This is a genomic window from Variovorax sp. LjRoot290, assembly GCF_964253985.1.
GTDB lineage: Bacteria > Pseudomonadota > Gammaproteobacteria > Burkholderiales > Burkholderiaceae_C > Variovorax.
Map to the genome: position 1 here is coordinate 452,051 of NZ_CAXURW020000003.1, position 19,726 is coordinate 471,776.

At 61.9% G+C, this 19,726-nt stretch carries 15 protein-coding genes and 1 pseudogene; 4 read left to right on the forward strand and 12 right to left on the reverse strand.

Annotation, left to right across the window (positions count from 1 at the left end; genetic code table 11):
* Window positions 1-61 precede the first annotated feature (61 nt).
* Window positions 62-835: a hypothetical protein gene (locus tag ACSQ9A_RS39735; RefSeq protein ID WP_436308171.1), complete on the reverse strand. Its 774-nt coding sequence runs from the start codon at window positions 833-835 to the stop codon at window positions 62-64.
* Window positions 836-1,062: 227 nt separating this feature from the next.
* On the opposite strand from ACSQ9A_RS39735, the gene ACSQ9A_RS39740 reads away from it, so the two are divergent.
* Together ACSQ9A_RS39740 and ACSQ9A_RS39745 are read left to right on the forward strand one after the other, a co-directional pair.
* Window positions 1,063-2,106: a competence protein CoiA family protein gene (locus ACSQ9A_RS39740; RefSeq protein ID WP_436308172.1), complete on the forward strand. Its 1,044-nt coding sequence runs from the start codon at window positions 1,063-1,065 to the stop codon at window positions 2,104-2,106.
* 14 nt (window positions 2,107-2,120) lie between these two features.
* Window positions 2,121-2,822: pseudogene (locus tag ACSQ9A_RS39745) on the forward strand (IS66 family transposase); the annotation flags it as partial.
* Between the two features lie 249 nt (window positions 2,823-3,071).
* On the opposite strand, the gene ACSQ9A_RS39750 reads toward ACSQ9A_RS39745, so the two are convergent.
* The 7 genes from ACSQ9A_RS39750 to ACSQ9A_RS39780 all read right to left on the reverse strand — a co-directional run bounded on the left by ACSQ9A_RS39750 (window position 3,072) and on the right by ACSQ9A_RS39780 (window position 10,451).
* Window positions 3,072-4,010, reverse strand: coding sequence for a S1 family peptidase (locus ACSQ9A_RS39750; protein ID WP_436308173.1), 939 nt, complete (start codon window positions 4,008-4,010; stop codon window positions 3,072-3,074).
* On the reverse strand, window positions 4,000-4,701 hold the full coding sequence (locus ACSQ9A_RS39755; RefSeq protein WP_436308174.1) for a hypothetical protein: 702 nt from the start codon (window positions 4,699-4,701) through the stop codon (window positions 4,000-4,002). Before ACSQ9A_RS39755 ends, ACSQ9A_RS39750 begins: the two co-directional genes overlap by 11 nt.
* A 1,008-nt stretch (window positions 4,702-5,709) precedes the next feature.
* Window positions 5,710-6,432: a DMT family transporter gene (locus ACSQ9A_RS39760; RefSeq protein ID WP_436308252.1), complete on the reverse strand. Its 723-nt coding sequence runs from the start codon at window positions 6,430-6,432 to the stop codon at window positions 5,710-5,712.
* 149 nt (window positions 6,433-6,581) lie between these two features.
* Entirely contained in the window at window positions 6,582-7,322 is a 741-nt protein-coding gene (locus tag ACSQ9A_RS39765; protein ID WP_436308175.1) for a GIY-YIG nuclease family protein, read from the reverse strand.
* Between the two features lie 47 nt (window positions 7,323-7,369).
* Complete coding sequence (locus ACSQ9A_RS39770) at window positions 7,370-8,719, reverse strand: hypothetical protein (RefSeq protein ID WP_436308176.1); 1,350 nt, start codon at window positions 8,717-8,719, stop codon at window positions 7,370-7,372.
* Window positions 8,720-8,733: 14 nt separating this feature from the next.
* Window positions 8,734-9,039, reverse strand: coding sequence for a hypothetical protein (locus tag ACSQ9A_RS39775; protein ID WP_436308177.1), 306 nt, complete (start codon window positions 9,037-9,039; stop codon window positions 8,734-8,736).
* Window positions 9,040-9,842: 803 nt separating this feature from the next.
* The gene (locus ACSQ9A_RS39780; protein ID WP_436291680.1) at window positions 9,843-10,451 is read right to left on the reverse strand and encodes a DUF2459 domain-containing protein; all 609 of its coding nucleotides are present in this window, start codon (window positions 10,449-10,451) and stop codon (window positions 9,843-9,845) included.
* A 20-nt stretch (window positions 10,452-10,471) separates the two neighbouring features.
* Here ACSQ9A_RS39780 and ACSQ9A_RS39785 point away from each other — a divergent pair, with 20 nt between their 5' ends.
* Window positions 10,472-10,645 carry a hypothetical protein gene (locus ACSQ9A_RS39785; RefSeq protein WP_436308178.1) on the forward strand — a complete coding sequence of 58 codons (174 nt, stop codon included), beginning with the start codon at window positions 10,472-10,474 and terminating at the stop codon, window positions 10,643-10,645.
* A 717-nt stretch (window positions 10,646-11,362) separates the two neighbouring features.
* Here the strand turns inward: ACSQ9A_RS39785 and ACSQ9A_RS39790 are convergent.
* Together ACSQ9A_RS39790 and ACSQ9A_RS39795 are read right to left on the reverse strand one after the other, a co-directional pair.
* On the reverse strand, window positions 11,363-14,695 hold the full coding sequence (locus ACSQ9A_RS39790) for a UvrD-helicase domain-containing protein (RefSeq protein ID WP_436308179.1): 3,333 nt from the start codon (window positions 14,693-14,695) through the stop codon (window positions 11,363-11,365).
* 5 nt (window positions 14,696-14,700) lie between these two features.
* Window positions 14,701-15,723: a hypothetical protein gene (locus ACSQ9A_RS39795; RefSeq protein ID WP_436308180.1), complete on the reverse strand. Its 1,023-nt coding sequence runs from the start codon at window positions 15,721-15,723 to the stop codon at window positions 14,701-14,703.
* Between the two features lie 87 nt (window positions 15,724-15,810).
* On the opposite strand from ACSQ9A_RS39795, the gene ACSQ9A_RS39800 reads away from it, so the two are divergent.
* Window positions 15,811-16,845 (forward strand): hypothetical protein, encoded by a 1,035-nt coding sequence (locus ACSQ9A_RS39800; protein ID WP_436308182.1) that lies wholly within the window; start codon window positions 15,811-15,813, stop codon window positions 16,843-16,845.
* 447 nt (window positions 16,846-17,292) lie between these two features.
* On the opposite strand, the gene ACSQ9A_RS39805 is transcribed toward ACSQ9A_RS39800, so the two are convergent.
* Entirely contained in the window at window positions 17,293-17,598 is a 306-nt protein-coding gene (locus tag ACSQ9A_RS39805) for a hypothetical protein (RefSeq protein ID WP_436308183.1), read from the reverse strand.
* Between the two features lie 460 nt (window positions 17,599-18,058).
* A complete protein-coding gene (locus ACSQ9A_RS39810; protein WP_436308184.1) occupies window positions 18,059-19,468 on the reverse strand; it encodes a replication initiation protein in 1,410 nt (469 codons plus the stop codon).
* Window positions 19,469-19,726: the final 258 nt, after the last annotated feature.

The following is a 19,726-nucleotide window of genomic DNA, read 5'->3' on the forward strand; positions in this document are numbered from 1 at the left end:
GGGCGCTCGCCGCCGTATTCCTGTTGATCCCGGCGCGGCGCCTCTGCACCTACGACAACGCTCAGCTCGCGCTGTTACCCAGGCTCCGGTACCAGGTGATGCCCTGCTGCTCCGCGGTTCCTTTTTCCTTGCGGATGTAGAACTGGCCCGACCTTTTGAGGAGCTCTCTCCAGTTCTGACAGCTGTACTTCCGTGGCCGGTGCTCGGGGTGGGAGGCCCGTATCGCCTCGAGCGCGGTATCCAGCCGGGTCATCTGCCCTGGAGCTGTTTGCTCTTCCTGTCGACGAAGCAGCATGACGGCTGTGCAGTTCGGCCAGTCGACCGTGCCATCCGGCAAGATGCCGTGGAGGAATTCGTCGAAGTGAGCGCTCTGCACGAAGGCCGCGAAGTGCTGCTGGGCCTCCATCGCCGTCTTGGCCCATCGGTGGATTTCTTCATAGGAGGACTGTGCGGTGGCAAGGCCCTCTTCAAGCACGGCGATGGCTCGTTCGCATCCGGTCTGCGTGAGCAACTCGTGGTCCTCAAGGAAGTGGTGGACGATGCGATTGCGCAGCGTTTTGAATGCCTCAAGCCTCGCCTTCGTTTGCTCCAGCTCCTCCGCAGGCATCTCGAGGGCAAAGCGCGTGCGGAAGACAGGCCTGTCGGAAGCGACCTCTGGCTCGTCGTCGTCCGGTGTCGGCTTGCCTAGCTCCCGAAGGTACGACCGGTTGATTTCGTCGAAGAGATAGCCCATCGGCTTGGAGGCGAACAGCTCCTTGCGCCGCTGCTGATTGAGCGGCGCCGTCTCGACCGTCCCGAAAGCGACGCTGTCGATGATCAAGGCCTTCAGCAGCATCTCATATCGCTGTACGCGAAGCATGAAGCGCCCAAGCCTCTGATGCACTGTCGTCTGTAGTATTTGCAGTTCTGGATCGTTCATCCTCACTCCGCGGTCCGCCGCGCGCATTCTGCCCTAGTAGAGGGTGCGGACTGCTCTGAGGCCAGGTTACGCGGTTCAAACATCCCTCGCTCGCAACTATCATTGGGCTCCCTGCTGAAGCATCTACCAACGCTCAAATGCCCTTGCGCGCGACCTCTGGCGATACGAACGTCCACGCGTTCGACTTCGACGAGGACCAATGGGCGGCGCTGAAATCGAGCTATCGCGCTCACGGCCTGGCAATGCCTTGCTGCGGCCGCGGAGCGATACCCAAAACCAGCGCCTTGGGAAACTACTTCTTTGCGCACTCTCGCAAAGGCCCATGCAAGACCGCGCCCGAGACGGCTCAGCACCTGTACTGCAAGCAACTCATCGCGCAGGCGGCCCAGGCTGCGGGCTGGACGGTCCTCACCGAGCGCCCGGGGTCGTGCCCGCAAGGCGAAGAATGGATTGCGGACGTGTTCTGCGAGCGAGGCAACGCCAAGATTGCCTTCGAGGTGCAGATGTCGCCGCAAACGCATGATGAGACCCTTAGGCGTCAACGGCGCTATCGCGACTCCGGCGTGCGCGGCGCTTGGTTTCATGCCCCTCGCAAGGGCGACTACACGGTGCACACTGACAAGGAGACCCCTTCTTTCGTCCTGGAGGCCGTCAACGTAGGGGCACCACCGCCCGTAAAGGGTTTTCCTGCAAACCTGCCCGAGTTTGTGACCGCCCTGCTGTCGAAGCGCGTGACTTGGGAGGAGCCCCAGTTCACCCGGACGCTCTACGTGGAGTACATGGGCGACGTCTGTTGGGCGTGCCAGAAGCCGGTCAAACAAGTGTGCGGTATGACCAGCAGCGACGACACCCATTGGTGGTACCGACCCACTAGCGTGGCTGCGCTATCCCAGACGCTCGGCGGGGTGCACCTGGCCGTTCTGCCCGGGGAACTACGGGCGATAGGCCTGAACGAGGTTGGGACGCAGCAAATCATCCAGGGCAAGCGCACACATTGGCCCCACTGCAACCTGTGCCTCCACTGCAGCTCGCCGCAGAACAACTATCACGTCAGCGAAAAGCTGCGCGAAGCCTTTCACAGGATTGATCGCAGCGACCCTGCCCCGTCTCCCTTGGGGATTGCATCCTTCGAGCGCATCGAGCGTGGCACTCCTCGGTGGGTATACAGCGCTGGCAACGCTGCATAACTTAGGTCGTCAATCAGAAGGACATGTTCTTCAACGAGGCCGAGGACCTGGGCGTGGATGCCCAGCCGGCGCAAGAAGAGCGCGAAGACGATGACACCGTCACTGTTCCCGCCCACAAGCGTGCCAAGCGCGGTCGCAAGCCGTTGGATCCCGCGCTGCCGCGCGAGGTGGTGCGTCACGAACTGCCCGAAGCCGAGCGCGTGTGTCCGCACGACGGTGCCGCGCTGCAGGAGATCGGTGTCGAGGCCAGCGAGCAGCTCGACATCATCCCCCAGCAGGTGCGCGTCGTCCGCCACGAGCGCGTGAAGTACGCGTGCCCGTGCTGCGACGCCGGGCTTCGCCTGGCGGCCAAACCCGAGCAGGTGATTCCCAAGGGTCTGTTCAGCGAACTTCTGCTGGCCTGGGTGATCACCTCCAAGTACCTGGATGGCCTGCCTCTCTATCGCCAGGCTGCGCTGCTGGCGCGCTTCGGTGGCAGCGACATCTCGCGCAACACGATGGCCGCAAGTGTCGTGCGTGTGGGCCAAGCCGTGCAGCCGGTGATCAAACTGCTGCGCGACCTGGTGCTGGAGGCGCCGCTGATCTACGGCGATGAGACCCACATCCAGGTCCTGAAGGAGGCCGGCAAGGCCGCTCAGAGCAAGAGCTTCATGTGGGCGCAGATGGCCGAAGGATCCGGCCCCGAGGGCACGGGTCCGCCGATCCGGTTGTTTGCCTCAGTCCTCAAATTCGCCACATGCGGGCGATGGGAAGCGTTGGCTTGGACGCGACGTCCGCCCTTCGGCTGGCAGTGCTATTGGGCGATGAACAGGCTCAAGCTGCTGCAGCTCGTCGGAGCGTCAGTAGAGTTCCCGTATGTGCCAACGGAAAGGGGCTTTGGGCCCAAAGCGGCTTCTGACATGGCAGAGAGATGCCATTGGAAAGTTGCCTGAGCTCGGCCGCAGCGGTACGTGCGCCGCATTGTGCTACTGCCAAGCGTGGTAGCGAAGCGAGGGCTCGTTGTTGTGGATACAGAACTCGAACGCGTCTGGTCGCTCAATCGAAATGCCAAACTTGAATCCCAACTGCAAAATGGTTCCGGCTGGGGGGCGGGGGTAAGGGTCAACCGGCCAGACGGGGCACGCTTGTGCACGAACAAGCGCCGGCCAGACGTGCGACACGAACGATACATTGGCGCCAGGGTAGGCAGAAGTCACCGCGCCCACCAGGAAACCTCTGCTGTCGAAGACGGGGCCTCCGCTCATGCCTCCTCTTGCCTCGCATCCGACCGCAAGGCAAGCACTGGGAAGCAAGCGGTCTCGGCCCTCTGGATAGACCTCGAGCACGCGTCCTTTAATGCACCCAGGCAACAACTCGATGTTCATCGCCCTGGAAATTTCTTCTGTCTGCCGTACCGCTGAGAGCCCTGTGAGCGTGAGCTCCTCGCCGACTGCCGGCATTCGCGTCGTGATCGAGGCAACGGCAAAGCGCCGGTCTAACGGGAAATCCGAACTGAGGGTCATGGATAACACTGCGAGGTCGCTGTCCGGCACAGTCGCAACGTGCGTCACTGTCCAAAGCAGCATGCCCCCAGGCAAAGGAGCCTGCGCAACTAGCGTTGCGCCGCCGTTTGTGAGCTTCTTCAGGAATCCCTGATCTTCGAGCACGTGCGTTGCACAAATGGCGATCCCAGGTCCAACCAACGCTGCCGAGCCGGTCGTGTGATGCCCAGAGTCGTCGCGGAAGCTGAGCGCGAGCAAAATCCCCAACTGCGAGCCCACAGGCATGTAGTCGCCGTTCGAGCCTTCGAACAGAAGTCGCTTCGCATCGAAGCCCAGCGCCTCGCCACGCCGCAACCCCAACTCAGGGTTCAGCTGTGCAACAGTCGAGACCTTTTCTCTTTCCAGTTCCCGCCTATGCCCCATTGACGAATTTCTCCATCCGAACGTTCAGCAAGTCATTTGCAAAGCTACGTACCAGCATGGCTTCTAACGAGTCAACCATTTCGTCCAGCACGCTGTAGGCGCTCACGTAACTCGCCATCTCATACAGAGGAACCTCGCGGCGATAGATGCGTCGCTGCTTCTCATCATGTGTCCTGTAGACCTGTTTTCGGGACGGATGGTCCACTCTCTTCACTGCCTGAACATCACCCCGCTCACGATTGAAGGCGAGATTTATCTCCCTCCAGAGCCGCTGTTTGCGTGCCTTCCCCGCATAGATTGCATGGCCGCGACTGTCGAAGAACACGTAGACGCCATGATGGCGGTTTAGCTCTTCGAACAACCCACGCAGATAGGGGTGCGTACGCGAGGCGTCGAAGATCTCCCACTTCGCCTCTCCCTTGGAGAGCTTCTTTTCTATTGGAAAGAACTCCACCACCGGGCGAATCGCCTGCTTGAACACCTCTTTTCGCGCGGCCTGCTCAGCACGACTGATAACGCTCACGATTTGCTTGGGTGTCAGCTCCCGCCATCGTCTCCAGACATTCAAGCCCGCAGGGGTCAGGCCCAAGCACTTGGCCAAGGCGCTATCGGTTTTGACGTCATACTTTACTTTTAACAAATCAACAAGGTCTTCGCCTTGGCTCGTAGCGCGTTTCCTTCCGGTGGCCATTTCTGCTCTTTCTTGTGCCCGCGAATCTTGACCGGCAACAGGCCTGTGACGACCATGAGAAGCTGGCAACGGGCGGCGAAGAAGCGGTATTAAGTCACTCTTTGGGTCGCCGTAACAGGGAGAATTGGCGGCGGTCAAGATCCATTCTCAGGAACCACGCCTGAAGTCGCAAGGCCAGCGAACGGGCTCGGCACCATGGTGCGCGTTCAAAGGAGATCTCGCTGGCGTACGTGGCATCGGGTTGAGCGCCTAGCCCGATGTTGCAGAAACTACTGCGATTCGCTGGGTTGGTGCTGCGACCATACGGACTTGCCCTGACTTAACAGCGTCAGTTTGCGCAGTCGGGAAGACTGCTCGGTCTCCACCTCGGCCTCCCGAATCCGTTTCAGCCACTCGTCGATCGGTATTGGCGCGGATAGCTACTCAAAGACCCAGCCAACGGCACCGAAGGCAGCGAACAGTGGTACCCCTACAAGCATCATCAGGGGGCGGCATGAAAGGCGGATCTCAAGATCCAGCCAGCATTGGATGGAGCCCACTCGCTGCTGAACCGCCACAGCCGCTCGGTGAAAGCCAGTCGGTGTTCATGCTGGACGTTCAGCATGCGCATGCGATTTGTCCACTCGAGATTCCCATCTCCCTTCCTCTACCCCATCTTCGCCATGGTGGTGGACTTCGTTGCCTTCGATCACAGGCTCAAGCTGCTGCAGCTCGTCGGATCGGCTGCAATCCTTGTCGCTGCTGCCGGGATGACCCTCGGGTGGAGTTTTCAGAAATCGAGGAGGCCGGTCCCTGAGTGAGCGCGAGCCCGGCCGGCCAGAAGCGGTCGGTTCGCGGATACTGCAGCGAAGTCGGACCGAACTCTACCGCGAGGAGATCGGGTCGTTGACTAGCCGCGAGCCACCTTGGCGGCGGTCGCAGCTGAGCGAAACCCGTGGGTACTGCGCCCCCACCATTCAGCAGGTTGCGCGAAAGCGGACGCAGAAGCAGCCGCCATCATGGCAACAGCTAGGAAGCGAGAAGAATGCAAGTCGGCTCCTTGGTGGCGCCCATCACGACGAAGTCACGCCAGGTGCGCAGGTCGGTCGGAAGACTGGTCAAGTCGGCGAAGGGCGCGATCATGAGAGTGCCGACGCAGACATGGATCAGAGCGATGAGGTTCGGCGGCGTATCGCCGAGCTTCTTGGTGACGATCGCCGCGATGGCGTAGAAGAAGGCCGCACCGAGGGCCATCAGGACGCCGGCGATGTAGGCCGTGTCCGGACCGGCGTAGGCCGCCGCGGACGGCCTGGCCTGCACGATGAGCAGCACGCCCGCGAACGCGATGCCAAGCCACGTGAGCTTGGCAGCGGTGATGCGCTCGGAGAACAAGATCGCGCCGAGGCCGACCAGCATGAAGGGCTGCGTGTTGTAGACGGCGATGGCGACTGAGATCGACGCCCGCGAGAAGGACGCGAAGATCAGAAGCCAGTTGAGGACGATGGCCACGCCGCCAAGGGCGGCCCAGCCGACTTGCCTTAGCGTGAGCGTTCCGCGCAGCGACCCTGTGATGGCGCAGACCGACAACAGCGTCGCCGCCCCGAAGACGCAGCGCCAGAACAGGAGCTGGTTAATGGGCTGCCCGGAGTAGACGACGAACCAGCCGATCGTTCCCGATATCAACATGGCCGCAATCATCTGAAGCGTGCCGATCGTTTTTTGCTCATGCTCATGGTTGCCGATGAAGCCGATGTTCTCATTTGAATCAACTACTTGCGCGCGCCGCCTTCAAAGTTAGACCTTAATCTTGATGGAATCTTGGTCTAACTATGAACGAGCCCGACGAAGTCGGTGGCCGGGCGGGCCGTCGCCGGCTGGACTGCCGGCATGGAGGCCAATCCTTAAGCGGCCTTCCTCATCAGCTCGATGTCGGTTTCCTCGAGATCGAACCACTCCCCGTTGATCCGCTTTCTCGCGAAGGCGTCGTGGTAGCGGCGTTCCGCGGCGTGGCAGTCGTCGAACCAGACGCAGAAAGGGATCGTGTAAATAAACGGCAACCGCACGCCGAAGGTCCGCATACGGTCGGGCACGCTCCGCGTCCGACCGATCTTGTATCCGTAGGCCGACTTCAGCACGTAGACGACGCCAGCCAGCGCGCCGGAAGTCGGCTGGCCGATGACCTCGACAGGGTTCAGCCGCTCGGGTGCGATCCGGCTCGATCTGGTCTTCGCCGCTCCTTTGGGCCGCGTCGCCATCGTGGCGTGATCGCGCAGTTCCAGGCCGTCGAAGTGCTGCTGCCAAAGCTCGTGCAGGCCGTAATCACAGATTTTTTTCGACGCGAATGCGAAAGGACCAGACCTCCAGAAGCCCCGGCCGGTGCCGGTGTCGACCCCGATCAGGGCCGTCGTGGGCTGCCAGTCGACGGTGCGGGTCGTGCCGATGCCGCCAGTGAAAACTCCGAGCCATCGCAGCAGCCCGGTCTGAGCGGCGTCGTCATAGGCGGCGATGGTGATGCCGTGACCGCGGCTGGGTGGAGACGCCTGGTTGGCAATCTCGGGCGGCAGCGTGAACTCGGAGGAAGGCGCGTCCGTAACGGAGTTCAACGAGCACGGAATACGCCAGTACTTGGCTGGGGTCAACATGGCAGCGTTTCCTCTGTGTAGTGGTGGTTGCGGTCACGACCACGCGGTCAGCTGCGCGCCCGGTCCAGCATGTTCCGGTGCCGCTCTCGTTGACGGGATTCCCAAGTCAACACGGGGTTGAATGCCAGCCAAGATCCCGTGAGGCGCAGGTCCCGTTCAAGCGGGCACATGCCGTCGGTTTGATCGGCCCCGAGCAGAACCTCCAGACGCTCGAGCAATGTGCTGTCGCTTTCCCGGTCAAGCCAGATGCCGTCTTCGACGGCTGCCAAAGTAGAGCGGTCGAGCGGCATGAGCCAGGCGCCGGTGTCTTCGCCAGGCCTATACAGCGCCGGCACTATCGTTCCGTGGTTCAGGGGTGACGGGTAAGCGATGAGCCAAGCGTAGCTCTGCGTCGTGGACCCGCAGTAGATGCGCGCTCCTCCATCCACATGGCCCTTCGGCTCCTGGCGCTCTGCATCCCAGCCGATCTCGGGCTCTTTCATCCCATCGGGTTCCTGGCGCTCCCAGGCAATCGCTTCAGCGCGCATGACGTGGTAGCGCAGCGGCTCCTCCGACCTTTTGGGAAGGTCCCAGGCGGCCAGGTAGCCCACTCTCGCGTGGGGCACGAAGAAAAAGCGCTCGTCCTGGAGTTGATCATTGTCGAAGTACTGCCTTGTGATGCTCGAGGCGGCGGCAATCTCCGACCGGGGCGCATAGTACATGCTGGCTGGATCTACCGAGGCTCGCAGTTTGCGTTCGAAGGACTCGGTCTCCCCTGCCGCGACTTCAAACGGCGACGCTTCGTGATATTTGTTAGGCTCAAGAGGCCACGTCAGCGTCCCTCCGGACGCCAGGCGAACGTCGACGGTGCGACGGTACAGGGCACTCCAGCCGAATTCCTCATTGAGGCGGTCAACGAGGTCTTGCAGCAAGTCGGCCACAGCGTCGATGCGATCCCACTCGGCCATCTTGGCTTGGAGTTGGTCGAATCGAGTCCCTGCCACGAGCTCACGCAGCGCCTTGGTCTGGGGCTCACCAGTCATGGTCGCGACCGCCTCCGCGAGGTCCTTATACCGTTCGAACGAGCGCCGCAGTTGCTTCTTGTCTGGGTCTTCACCCTCTGCGAGTCGCAGTCGGTAAAGCTCCCGCGAGGATGTCGCTTTTTTGAACGCCTCCCTGCAGAGTTCGCCCGGTCGACGGCCGATTTGAGCCTTGCGCTTTTCCAGAATGGCACCCATGTTCCTGGCAAGCTGGACCGCCTCGTCCGCGGACAGGTGGTTGGGGCGCTGCCGCGTCAGCGCCTTGGTGAAGCGCCGCTCGTCGCCGGCTCGGCGCGTGGTCGCCGCGCGCACCCGAGCCATCAGTTGCACAGCCTCCAAACCGGAGGCTCTGTCCGCCGGGTTCTTCGGAGTGTTCATGGAAAGTGCCTCCTTCAGCGGCCGCGACGCACAGAGCGGTCCCGCCGCACCCGGGTGCAGCGCCAGCCCGCCGTGATGACCTGCCCGCCCTCGGCCTCGATGAGGTACGCCGACAACAGCGGCCGCAACGCCGCGACCGCGGCCCTGCCAAGGACCTGGCGCACTCGGCGCCACGCCGCCTTGTCCATGTAGACGATTTCCGCGCCGCGACCAGCCGGCTGGCGCGCCCCGTAGAGGTCAAGCAGGTCAGCGACGAGGGGCGGAATCGAGCGCTGTTGCGAGCGGACGGTGGCGTGGTGGCTGAGCGGAAGGGTGTTCATGGCTGCCGAGAGTTTGTTGCTGAGGTGAGCGCAATGGTGCCCAGATCGCCCCTCAGCGTCTTCCCTTTCTCGCAGGGCCAGCAGCCTTGCCGCGGGAAATCCTGCGGGAAATTTGAGGCGTAGTGGCGGGAAATTTGAACGGCACGGTCCTCACGCGCAGGTAACGACCACGTCAGCCATTCCGCAGAGGGCGGAGGTCAGCCCGGCCGAGCTCGCCCCTCTTTTCGAGATCCGGTTTCCAGCCGGGCGACCATGGGTCCACCCCTTTCGATGGCGACCGCCCTGCCCTGCCCCAACCTCTTTGTGCTGGTCTCCAAACAGGGCTCGGGATCTCGCGGCGGCCGTTTCCTCATTCGAATCAACCACTTGCGCGCGCTGCCTTCAGAATTGGACCTTAATCTTGATGGAATCTTGGTCTGCAGAACGGCCACCTGCCGTCGCTAGCCACGGGCAGCTTCCCGGCATCCGACCTGGCCGTCGTCACGTCGTAGGCGTCTGGCGATAGAAGCCTCTCGGGCAACCCGGGCAACGCCTTCGCAGGCCGAGCGCGCCCCCGCCGCAGCTTGCTGCGGAACCTGAACCGCAGCGGTGCACTGCGGCATGGCGGTTTGCTTGGCCCCCGGGGGCGCCAACGCAGACGACGAACCATGCCTGGACGCTAGGCACCCAGAAGTAGCGCCCTACGGCGACGCCCTCGGCCGAAGGGAGCGCGCTCGACCAGATCGTGGTTGACATCGAGCGCCGTAAGCGCTGAGGCAAAACTGGCTGGATCGGTGTGGCGCGCGCGCAGCCAAGCTCCGCCTTCATCGACTTCGAAGCGGGCGCAGCTGCGACATCAGGCCTCCGGTAGTGATCGAGGAGCGCACCTCGATTCCAGCCTCGCGCAGAGCTCGCGCCACCCAGACGTTGCAGGTCTTGAAGAGATGAAACTTCTCGCGCGAGGGATAGAACGCGCCGCTTGCGTACAGGCTGGGCGCGATCGGCGCCGAGTCGGCCTCGAAGCTCGCCGTGATGTAGGCGAGCAGGCGCTCGAAGCCGGCGCGCGAGAGGCGCAGCTCGACCACCTCGCTCGCCGGGAACTCGCGCGCTGGCGGCTCGTTGAAGCCGGTGACGTGCAGCACGCTCGGCGTCGGCCAGGCGAGCGCCTTGAAGCCGTACCAGAGGTTGAACCCCGGCGCCGGGTAGTAATCGCGGTCGCCCCAGCCTACCTCGAGGTACTTGGCGCTGGCAGGGTGCGGCAGGGGGCGCCAGCGCGCGAAGTCGATGTCGGCGGCCCCCATGGCGAGGCCCGTGTGCCAGCCGTGGGCGACGACGTATATAGGAATTTCAGAAGCCCCAGGGCGCTCGGCCGGCGCACTTGCACAACCCGCCAACAGCAGGACTGCAAACAAGGCTAGCGCGGACCTGATCATAGAAAGTTTCCGACCCGGCGATGAAATTCTCGTTCTTTCATCTCATGCCATACACCGGCCCCGCCGAGGCCTCCAGGGAGTGGCCGGTGCCGAACGTGATCGGCGGCGCTCTCGCCTACCCGACCAAGCGCGTGCGCATCGCGATGATGGGGAACCCGATGCCGCTCGCGCACATCGCGAAGGCCGTTCGGTAAGTCCGCACGCGACGCACCTCGAACGGAGCTGCGGTCAGGCCTTTACGGATTGACTGCTTCTATGAGGACTGGTTTGTCAAGGCATGACGGTCATGGCGGGACCTGTTCGTAGCGGCCTATGGAAGTGCCGGCGGGGTGCGACATCCATCGTGATCCAAGGTCGGGGACTGTTGGAGGTCCGAGTCGGTGCTCAGACAAGCTTCTCATATGGTCGCCGCTGTCAATCGCGCGATGGCGCATGGGAATCGATCGGGTGATGCGGCGCGAGCGTAGCAGCGACGATGGATCAGACTCATATCCGCGGATTGGGTACCAGCATTCCATCTGTCCGTCGTGGGCCTGCCTCGCTCTATTGCCGGAGATCAACCTTGCGGTGCCCTTGTAGAAGCTTCAAGGGTTACCCAATCGTGCTCGCGTCGCATCGCCCGATCGATCCCCGTTTCATCTCATGCGGCCTTGGTGCTCTCGCGCTGCGCTTGCGTGCCGCCGCTTGCGGGCTCCATTGCCGTCCGCTGTAAGCCCGGTTAGGGCCCGCTGCCGTCCCTTGCCCTGCGAACCTCAACAACAGCTGTGCCGTTTGCTGCCTTTCGGCGGTGACTGCCGGCCTTGTACTGTGAGCGAACCAGCAGTGATGTCCTTTTCCGTGACTTGGGCGAACGGCCCGTTCCAAGTGGTTTCCCGGGAGCGTGTAGAACTCCAGAGCTCGTGAGCCGGGACCTACCGAGGGGCAGACGGACAGATTGTGCAGAAGTCACAACGGGTGCAGTGGTGACCGATGGCCGGCGTGTTGTCGCCGGTGCCGAAACGCTGTGCCGCCTTGTAGGCCTTGGTCATTTCAATTGCCTTCGAGCCCTCTACTTGGTCGGTCTTCTCCGAAAGCACATGGTGAAGGGACATCGACGTAGGTCCCGGTAAGCCCAGCCCACGAAGCACCGGATTCATTATGGTCTTGAAGTCGCTGATTCCGCGGCGAGAGAACCTCAGGATTGCGTACTCGGTTCCGCCGTAGGTCCCATCGATGCGAAAACCCCAAGGCATCTGCAGCTTTAGTCCGCCGATGGTAGCCGAGGCCTGCTCGAATCGGCCGCCTCGCTCCCGCAAGGTCTTCACCTGGCGTTCACCTCGGTCAAGCGCATAGAGCGCGTCGGCCCACAGGGAGGGGTCTTCGACCGCGGTGGGCAATTTTCGGTTCGTCCAGGCCGCACCCAGCGCCCCCTGTGCCGAGCCCGACGCGCCGGAAGAGAACGCCTTGAGCGCATCCATCACTGCCCATCGGGCGCGCACCGATACGTCGATATCCGACTCGCTTTGCATCTCCAGGACGTGGCTGTACCAGTAGCGGAGCGAACAAGTTGCGTAGCTGTAGAAATCTTCAAAGGGCAACGCCGTCGGCGCAACAAACGCCCCACTCGTGACCGCCTTCGCCATGGTCAGCGAAGTCCCGCTGTATGTCTTTGACAGGTACTTCCTGGGGTAGTGGTCCAGCTGGGGTGCGGTCGAGTTCTTGAACTTGGTGTCTTGATAGAGATACAGATGCCGTTTCGCTCTCGAGACAGCCACGTAAAGCAGGTTGTTCCGTTCGACCGATTCCTCAAATTTGTATTCTTCCGTGCTGCTACCGAGGGCCTCGGGCGGCACGATGTCAAGAATTCCTTCAGGCCGCCAACTGGGCTCTCGGCTTCCGTAGCTGTCCACGCTCACGAAGCCCAAATGCACGGCATCGAACTCCAGCCCCTTACTGCCGTGAACGGTCATCACGCGAACGCCGTCGAGTACGGCTGCTTCCGGCGGAAGCTCGCGCTGACCTTGGGCATCGCCGATTCGCTGCCGCAACCGTTGTCGCAGCAGGTACCGTGACAGCCGCGCCTCCTTCACTTCGCCGTCGCCGTTTCGCACGCTGTAGGCGAACTGCCAGAGGGCAACGCGACTTACCCAGGCTCGAACGCTGGTGTCAGCGGTAGGCGGGAGGCCGAAGCGCCTGTCCAGCAGGAGATGGCAGATGAAGGCCCAGGGATTGGAGCCATGCTGAAACCGCCCGATGAGGTCTCGGAGACTGGCCGTCACCTCCAGTCCGCGAGGGCTGAGGCCCGGCGGCGGCGCGTGAATCCAGCGACCTCTCTGGAAGGCCACATCGCGCTCGGCGGCCTTTAACAGCACGTCTACGTCTGCCAGCGGCATGTTGAGGGCAGAAATCCCCGACAGGCCGACCAGTGCCTTCGGGCGACGCTCAACGAGGAGCTGGATGAGGCAGAGGATGTGCTTGACCTCGACCCGCGCAGTGAGGTCTCCGATGTAGATGATGGGAACCCCCGCCTGCTCCAGAAGCTCGGCGGCGCGCTCTACGTCGCTCGACTTGCGGCAAAGCACTGCCTGGTGACTAAAGGGCACCCCGCTGGCCTGCAATTCGCTGATGTGTTCAAAAATCGCCCCGAGAAGGGCATCGCCGTCGCGGCAGGTGACAACCACAGGCTTTACGCCCGATGCGCCATTGGTCGCGACGACCTCATCGAGCCTCAACGTGCTCTCGAGAGCGTGGTCGCGGCCAATCTGCTGCGTGAGGTCGACGACCTCCTGCGAACTTCTTCGGTTGAAGGTCAACGGATAGCGCTGGATTGAAGTCCCAGCGGCATGCGCCTTGAACTCGACGTCGAACTTCTGGAGGCTTTTCAGCGAAGCGCCCCGCCAATGGTGAATAGCTTGGCGAACATCGCCGACCACCCAAATACGCTTCTTGTACGCCAGCTGACGAAGCAGTTCGACCATGGCCTGCGTGACGTCCTGGTATTCGTCCACCAGGACGTATTGAAAGCGGTCGGCCAACTCGACGAATGGCGTCCTATCGTGTTTGAGCGCAATCGCCGGTTTCGAGATGAGGTCCACGAAGTCGACAGTCCGGCGCTCCTTGAGCAAGGTCTCATGCAGCTCGAAGAGGGTGGCCACATCGAGGCGCTTTTGCTGAAGCTCCTCATCTTTGACCTCGTTGCTCTCTACAAAGCTCTTGTAGGCAGCCGGGGAGACCATCTCCTCCTTGAGCCTCTTGATGCCGTCGCCGACGGCCCCAAGCCAGTCGTACGGGTCTTCCACACGCAGGAAGTGCTCGAGCTTGACGCGCGGCAGCGCCTTGACCAGATTGGTCATCGAGCCCATCAAGTCCGACACGTGAAGGTCCGAGTCCAGTTCGAAGTGCTGGTGGTACTTCCGCAGGAACTCCAGTCCGAACGAGTGGAATGTGCCCGCCCAGATATCGGAAGCATCGGCAATTCCGGCGCTTCGCAGGCGTTCGACCAGTTCCAGCGCCGCTTTGTTGGTAAACGTGAGGACCAGAATTTGGCTCGGATGCACATGCTTCTCTTCCACCAGGTACTTGACTCGATGGATGAGCGTCGTGGTCTTGCCTGTACCCGGTCCTGCGACCACGTTCGCCGCGCGTTCTTCGGCTCTCGCCGCCGCCAACTGGTCGGGGCTCGGTTTACTTAGCGGGCTGGTCGTCTCGGTTGAATCCGGAAGGAGGAGACCATCGAGCATTTGCTGCCTGACGAATTCCAGTGGAATGCCGAGCTCGGTGGCCGCATCTGAAGGGCCCTTTCCGGCCAATGCGAATTGGCGGGCGACATCTCTTGGTAGCAGCAACTCGCGGGCGAAGACGTTCGCTTGGAGTTCCTGTCGCTCTCGCGCGCCATAGGCTTCCACCTTGAGAACGGCTGGGCTGCCAGCGCTGCCCAACAAAGTGCTCAAGTGCGCAACGGTTGTGGCCGGCTTCGTCGCATCAAGTAAGAAGTGCCCGAGTTCATGGGCGACAAGACCACAGAACTCGGCATTCCATTTGTCGACCTCCGTACTCACATAGATGAACATTTGCTCCCGCTGGAGCACGGCCGTCCCGCCCCCAAGGTCGGGATAGGTCGGCGGCACAGACTCAATCGCAATGTTCAGGACCGACTCGACCTTTTGCAGCAGGTCTTTGGCCGCTAGCGGGGTGTGCGCATGTAAGGGCTCCAGTTTCGCTCTGGTTGCATGTGCTTCATTTCGAGCGCGCTGGAAGGGATTCATGCGTATCAGACTCCCAGTTCAAGAAGAGCTTTCGCGTCTTCTGGGGAAAGGCTCAACGCCTTCACCGCGGTGGTCCAAGTTGCAGGCGCCGTAGAGAGCACAGGCTTTCCGCCCTCCGCTTTGAATGCGGGTACCAGCCTCCGGTCAAAACTGCCTCGAAACACGGTGGTCAGCAGAGACTCAGGCGCATCCAAGGCTAAGGCGAGTTTGGGAAGCAATTTCCTTGGTGCGCGTACGCTTCCTGCCAGGATGCCCGAGACGAGAGGAACGGCAAAAGGCTGAAGTCCAAGCTTCGAAACCAGACTTCTAACTGCCGCACCCTTGCACTTCGAAACCCGAGATTCGAGGGGCTCGAGCAGCCTTTGCATCGCAATACCATGGGCCACGCACAGCACGGTCAACTCAGAGACAGACTTCTCGTACTCCTTCGCGGTCGACCGTAGCCGCACGGCGTGGCCTGGGTCCAAACGCACCATTACCTGCTCGGTGTTGGAGTCATCCCATTCGTGCAACTCGTTGGCAAGCACATCGAATAGCGAGGTGGGGCTCGCGTAGAGCGACCTCGCAACGAAGTCTTCAAATCCGAAGACAACGAATCGCCGGCACACGTCGGCGAAGCTCGTCGCCTCGGTGGCGGCCAACTCCTCGAGATGTTCCTTCAGGCGAGAAGGCAACGAAGCGCCAAGCGTCTGTTGCTTCGCCTTGGAAAGCGTGCGTTCTGGAGAAGACGCCTCCGTTGCCAATTCGGCGCCGGTAGCACAGGAACTCATTTGAATCGCTTCGTGTTGTTGTGCGGACGACGTCACATAGGTGGCAACGTCAACGAGAGCCAGCCGAATCGCTTCATTCGGCGAAGTAGCCGTCACTTCGCGCTTCGAAGAGCCTTGCATGTCATAGGAAACGGAAATATGTCCCTCAGGCGTCGCCTGCAATCGGGCTGTCCGAAGAATGCTAGAAAATGTATCTGGGAGCCGGGACAAGAGCGCTTGAGCTTGGTCAAGGTCTACCGGTTTAAGCGTGGTTTGCATTGACGCCCTCCATAGCTGCGGGGCACGCGAGCCCCTTGACGCAGTGTAGATGTATATCAATAATGTATCAACCCCCATGGAGATGTTATGACTGCGCCGAAGCTGGCTGCGGCCATCAGGACCGCCGTTGCAGCCTGGGAGCTGGAGACCTCATTTGTGCAACGAGTGGACGCACTGGCTGACCCTGGAAAGCTTGGTGGCGAGCTGGCCAGCGGCGTGGAAGAAGCGCTCATTGCGGCTGGCGAAGACCTGGCAGCGGTCCGTCAAGAAGTCCTGTCGGCGCCGTTCGTAGTGTTGACCAACGTGTTCGAGCCCACCCAATTGCCCGACACGCCGGACTGGTTCACGCCTGTTCCGGACGCCACCGGCACCTACGCGGGCCGCGCTGCGGCCATCGCTGCCCAGGCTTTCCTCGGCATGGAAACCGTGTCGTACGGGTCCGAGAACAGCGGAGAACTGTTCGTCAGCCTGACGGCGATTCCTGGTGACGGTAAGTTCGCGCGCAAGTCTCAGGGAGGACTGCGCGGGCACACGGACGGCGTGAGCTTTCCGTTCAACGGCGAGACCGACGCGTCCAATGCGCGAATCGCGCCGTCGCCCGATGTGGTGACCCTGGTCGGCCTGCGGAATCCGAAGTCCGTGCCGACGACAGTGATGGTGCTCCAGGAGGCCTTGGGCAAGCTGTCCCCGGAAGACATTCACGAACTGAAGCAGGCGCAGTTTTCAATCGAGTCGCAAGCGACCTTCCTCGAAGGCATGCGCGACATCCTCGGGGATGTCCATACCGCCATCGACGAGCCGGTGCTCAAAGATGCAGCCATCGGCACGATTGTTCGATTCAGCCATTCCAGCGTTTCGCCAACTGAGCCTGGCGGCGCTGCAGAAAAAGCAGCTGAGAATTTTGCGAAGGCCTGCAGCGAAGTAGCCCAGGCCGTGGCCATCCAGCCCGGCGACCTGCTGCTCGTGAGCAACCGACTTTGCCTGCACGGCCGCGGGGAAGTTGGGGGTGAAATCGGCGGGCAGTCGAGGTGGCTGCTGCGGACCTACGCGCTGGACACGTCCCAGCTGGATGACAGTCGTCGCCATCTCGGCAACCGGCCGGCTCACGTGCTCTTTCCCTAGTGTGGGGCGCCGGAGTGGTCGGTTCTTGCCGACCCCGCTATTCGCGGCTTGAAGTCGAGCGACCGCAGTCAGCGCCTGAAGCGGTCGGAAGTGGCCCGACGATGACTGCCCGCTCCTGGCCTGGAAGCGACTGGCGCCCATTGTTGATCGCGAGTAGTCAGTGCGCATGCGCTTCAACGCGATCGCGCCGTCGCACCGCCCTGCCCTACCCCCGCCCTTTGCCGTCGCTCAGGACGGGGCGTTCAAGCAGCGCGGCGGGCCGATTCTTCATCGAATCAACGACTTGCGCGCGCCGTCGTCAAAGTTAGGGCATAAATTTGATGGGAATCGGGTCTAACTTTGAACGAACTCATTTGGATTTTTTTTGGCCGAACTGGCTCCCTTGGGATCCCTCATCTAAGACAAAGCAATTCCGTCCGCCTCCTTGTTTGCTTGTCTGCCGACGGATCACCTCGGACTCAGCCTGGCCGTTGCCTTACGAGCACCGTCTGAGCTGGCCTGCAGCGCGATCTCGCACTCATATAGAACGCCGGCGAGCGAGAACATGAGCTGCCAGCGCGCGCCTGGCACTCGCGGCCCGCCTGTCTCGTCCGCAAAGACGATGATCCCGGCCTGTGGCAGATGCTCAATGGCGAACTCACTTACCAGGGTGCTGTCGAAGGCGTCGGATGAGAGCGTGACCGTCCGCGCAGCGTCGTCGTACTGAACCTGGATCATGAGGTCCGGCAACGACGAGCCGACGTGCTTCAGCATGCAGTCTCCGGGACGCGCGCTGTCCAGATAGCGAGGCGATGTGGTCATGATGGTCCGATGCGTGCTGCGAGGCCCGTGGTGCCGTCATTCTCGTTCGCCGCCGGCCGCCCGCAAGGGCCGTTCGGACCTGGAAGGAGGATCCAGCTGGGATCTGCCCTCCGAACCGATTCCCGAAGTATTGATTCCCTAGGGATCCCTCCCCTCCAAGACAAAGCAATTCCGGGCGTGGTCCTTGATCGCCCTGACCCTCGGCGCATGCTCTATCGTCCTTGCCCGACCCAGCGCCTGAGAAGCGTCCCGGCGGCGCGCGTGCCGATTTGTCTCGCCAATTGGGTTCGCGGCGCAACGATGCGCTGATACAGCAATCCTCTGTTCGTGGCGAATTTTTGCTGCGGGGAATAGTTCGCCGCGAAACGATGATCGCAACAATGCGCCATCCCGATCTGGTACGTGCCAAGTCTCAGTGCACGCCCGCGTCCCCGAGCTGCGCGGCTACCGTCAGCAGGTCCTGATCGGTGGGCACGTTCCAGTCCTTGCCGACGGTCGCTTCCGCATACATCGAGAGGAAACGCCGCTTGACCAGGTCGTGTGTCCACCCGTCTGTCTTCAAGCGCTTGATCATCTGAGGATGGATCGGGCCGGGGCCTTTCAGCATGAGCTGCTCCATCGTGCGGAGGATCTCGCCGGCGATCTGCGCCTGCTCCGTTGCCGAGAGCTTGCGGAAGTCATCTTCCACCGCCTTCAACCTTGCCGCCTTCCAGGCCGTTTCATAGGCCTCTCGGCGCCGAGACTGGAGCTCCTGCGATTCTCGACTTCCCGGATCTTTTCGCGCCTCCACCGCCACAGCGCGCGACGTCGCCCGTTGTGCGTGGCCTGGCATCAGGGACAACAGGTACCGCTCAGGATCACGAACCGGTTCCGGAAAGGGAGTCTCGATTCGTCGCCGGAGATCTGGAAGCGCTGTGGCCAAGGCCTCGGCCCCGTACGTGTCGACGATCTTCTCTACGCGAGCATCGCTGATGCCAAGGTCCCTCGCCTGACGCACCGATTCCAGATCTGCTTTCTCCGGGGCTTGCTCGAGGGCCAGCTGGCGCTGCTCATTGGGTCGAATGAGAAACTGAATCTCGTGGATGAAGCGGCCTTGCTTGTGTTCCTTCAATTCGAGCTGCAGATCGGTGACCGCATTGACCTCTGCGATTGCAGGTTTCAACACGTCGCGCTTGAAGAATGAGTAGTCCAGCTTCTCCAGGCGTGCGGCGTCTGGCAGCCGGCCGGTGATGGGGTCGTGCCACCAGCGCCATTCCTTGCGGGGGCTCTGCCCAACGTTCTTGTAGCGGTTCGCCACTTCATATAGGCACACGGCCGCGTAGGTGCGAAGCTGCGCAATCATCGCCAGGTTCATTCGAGCGAAGACGCGCGGATTTAGAAGCTCGTGTCGAAGGGCCGGTGCGAACGCCCAAGAAATCCACACCTGCCCGCGGACCTTCTCAATGGAAGCCTGTGCGAGCAGGCTGCAGCCGATCCACGAATCGCCCTCCCCTGTCGTCGGCGATTGCCATTCGACTGTGGTGGTCAGCATCGCCCGGAAGTGCTTCTTGATCAGCTCCAGATCGTTGGAGTCGTACTCGAGGAGGTGCACAACCTCGCTCAGCGGCGCACGATGGACCTCGACGTCCTTGCCCTTCCTCAGTTCCTCTTGCGCCAGGCATAGGAGGACGTTGTAGGTCTTGCGGCCCAGCACGGTAATCGGATGCGACCGCGCTGACATCGCGAGCGTACTGACCGGCTTCTTGAAGAGACGGTCGCCGTCCCCCCGATCCTGAACCTGGATGTCTTCTGACGACCTGAGGGACACCGACGCCTGCTGCAAACCTGTTCCTTTTGTTGCGCGCCAATGTAACCCCGATTCTGCTCAGATGAAAGCGCAAATTCATGTATGAGCTGGCCCCTTTTGGGGCAGTTGGAACGCCCTCTCACGTGATAAGCCGCGGCGATTTTCGGTCGGTAGGCGCTCGAAATCCTGTCGGAGCTCATGTGAAGGACAAGCGCGCGCTGCTGGAGGCGGCCCGGAATCCTGCTGGAGCTCATGTGACGCCCCAGCCGGAGCGCTCCAAGTCGAGACCAGATG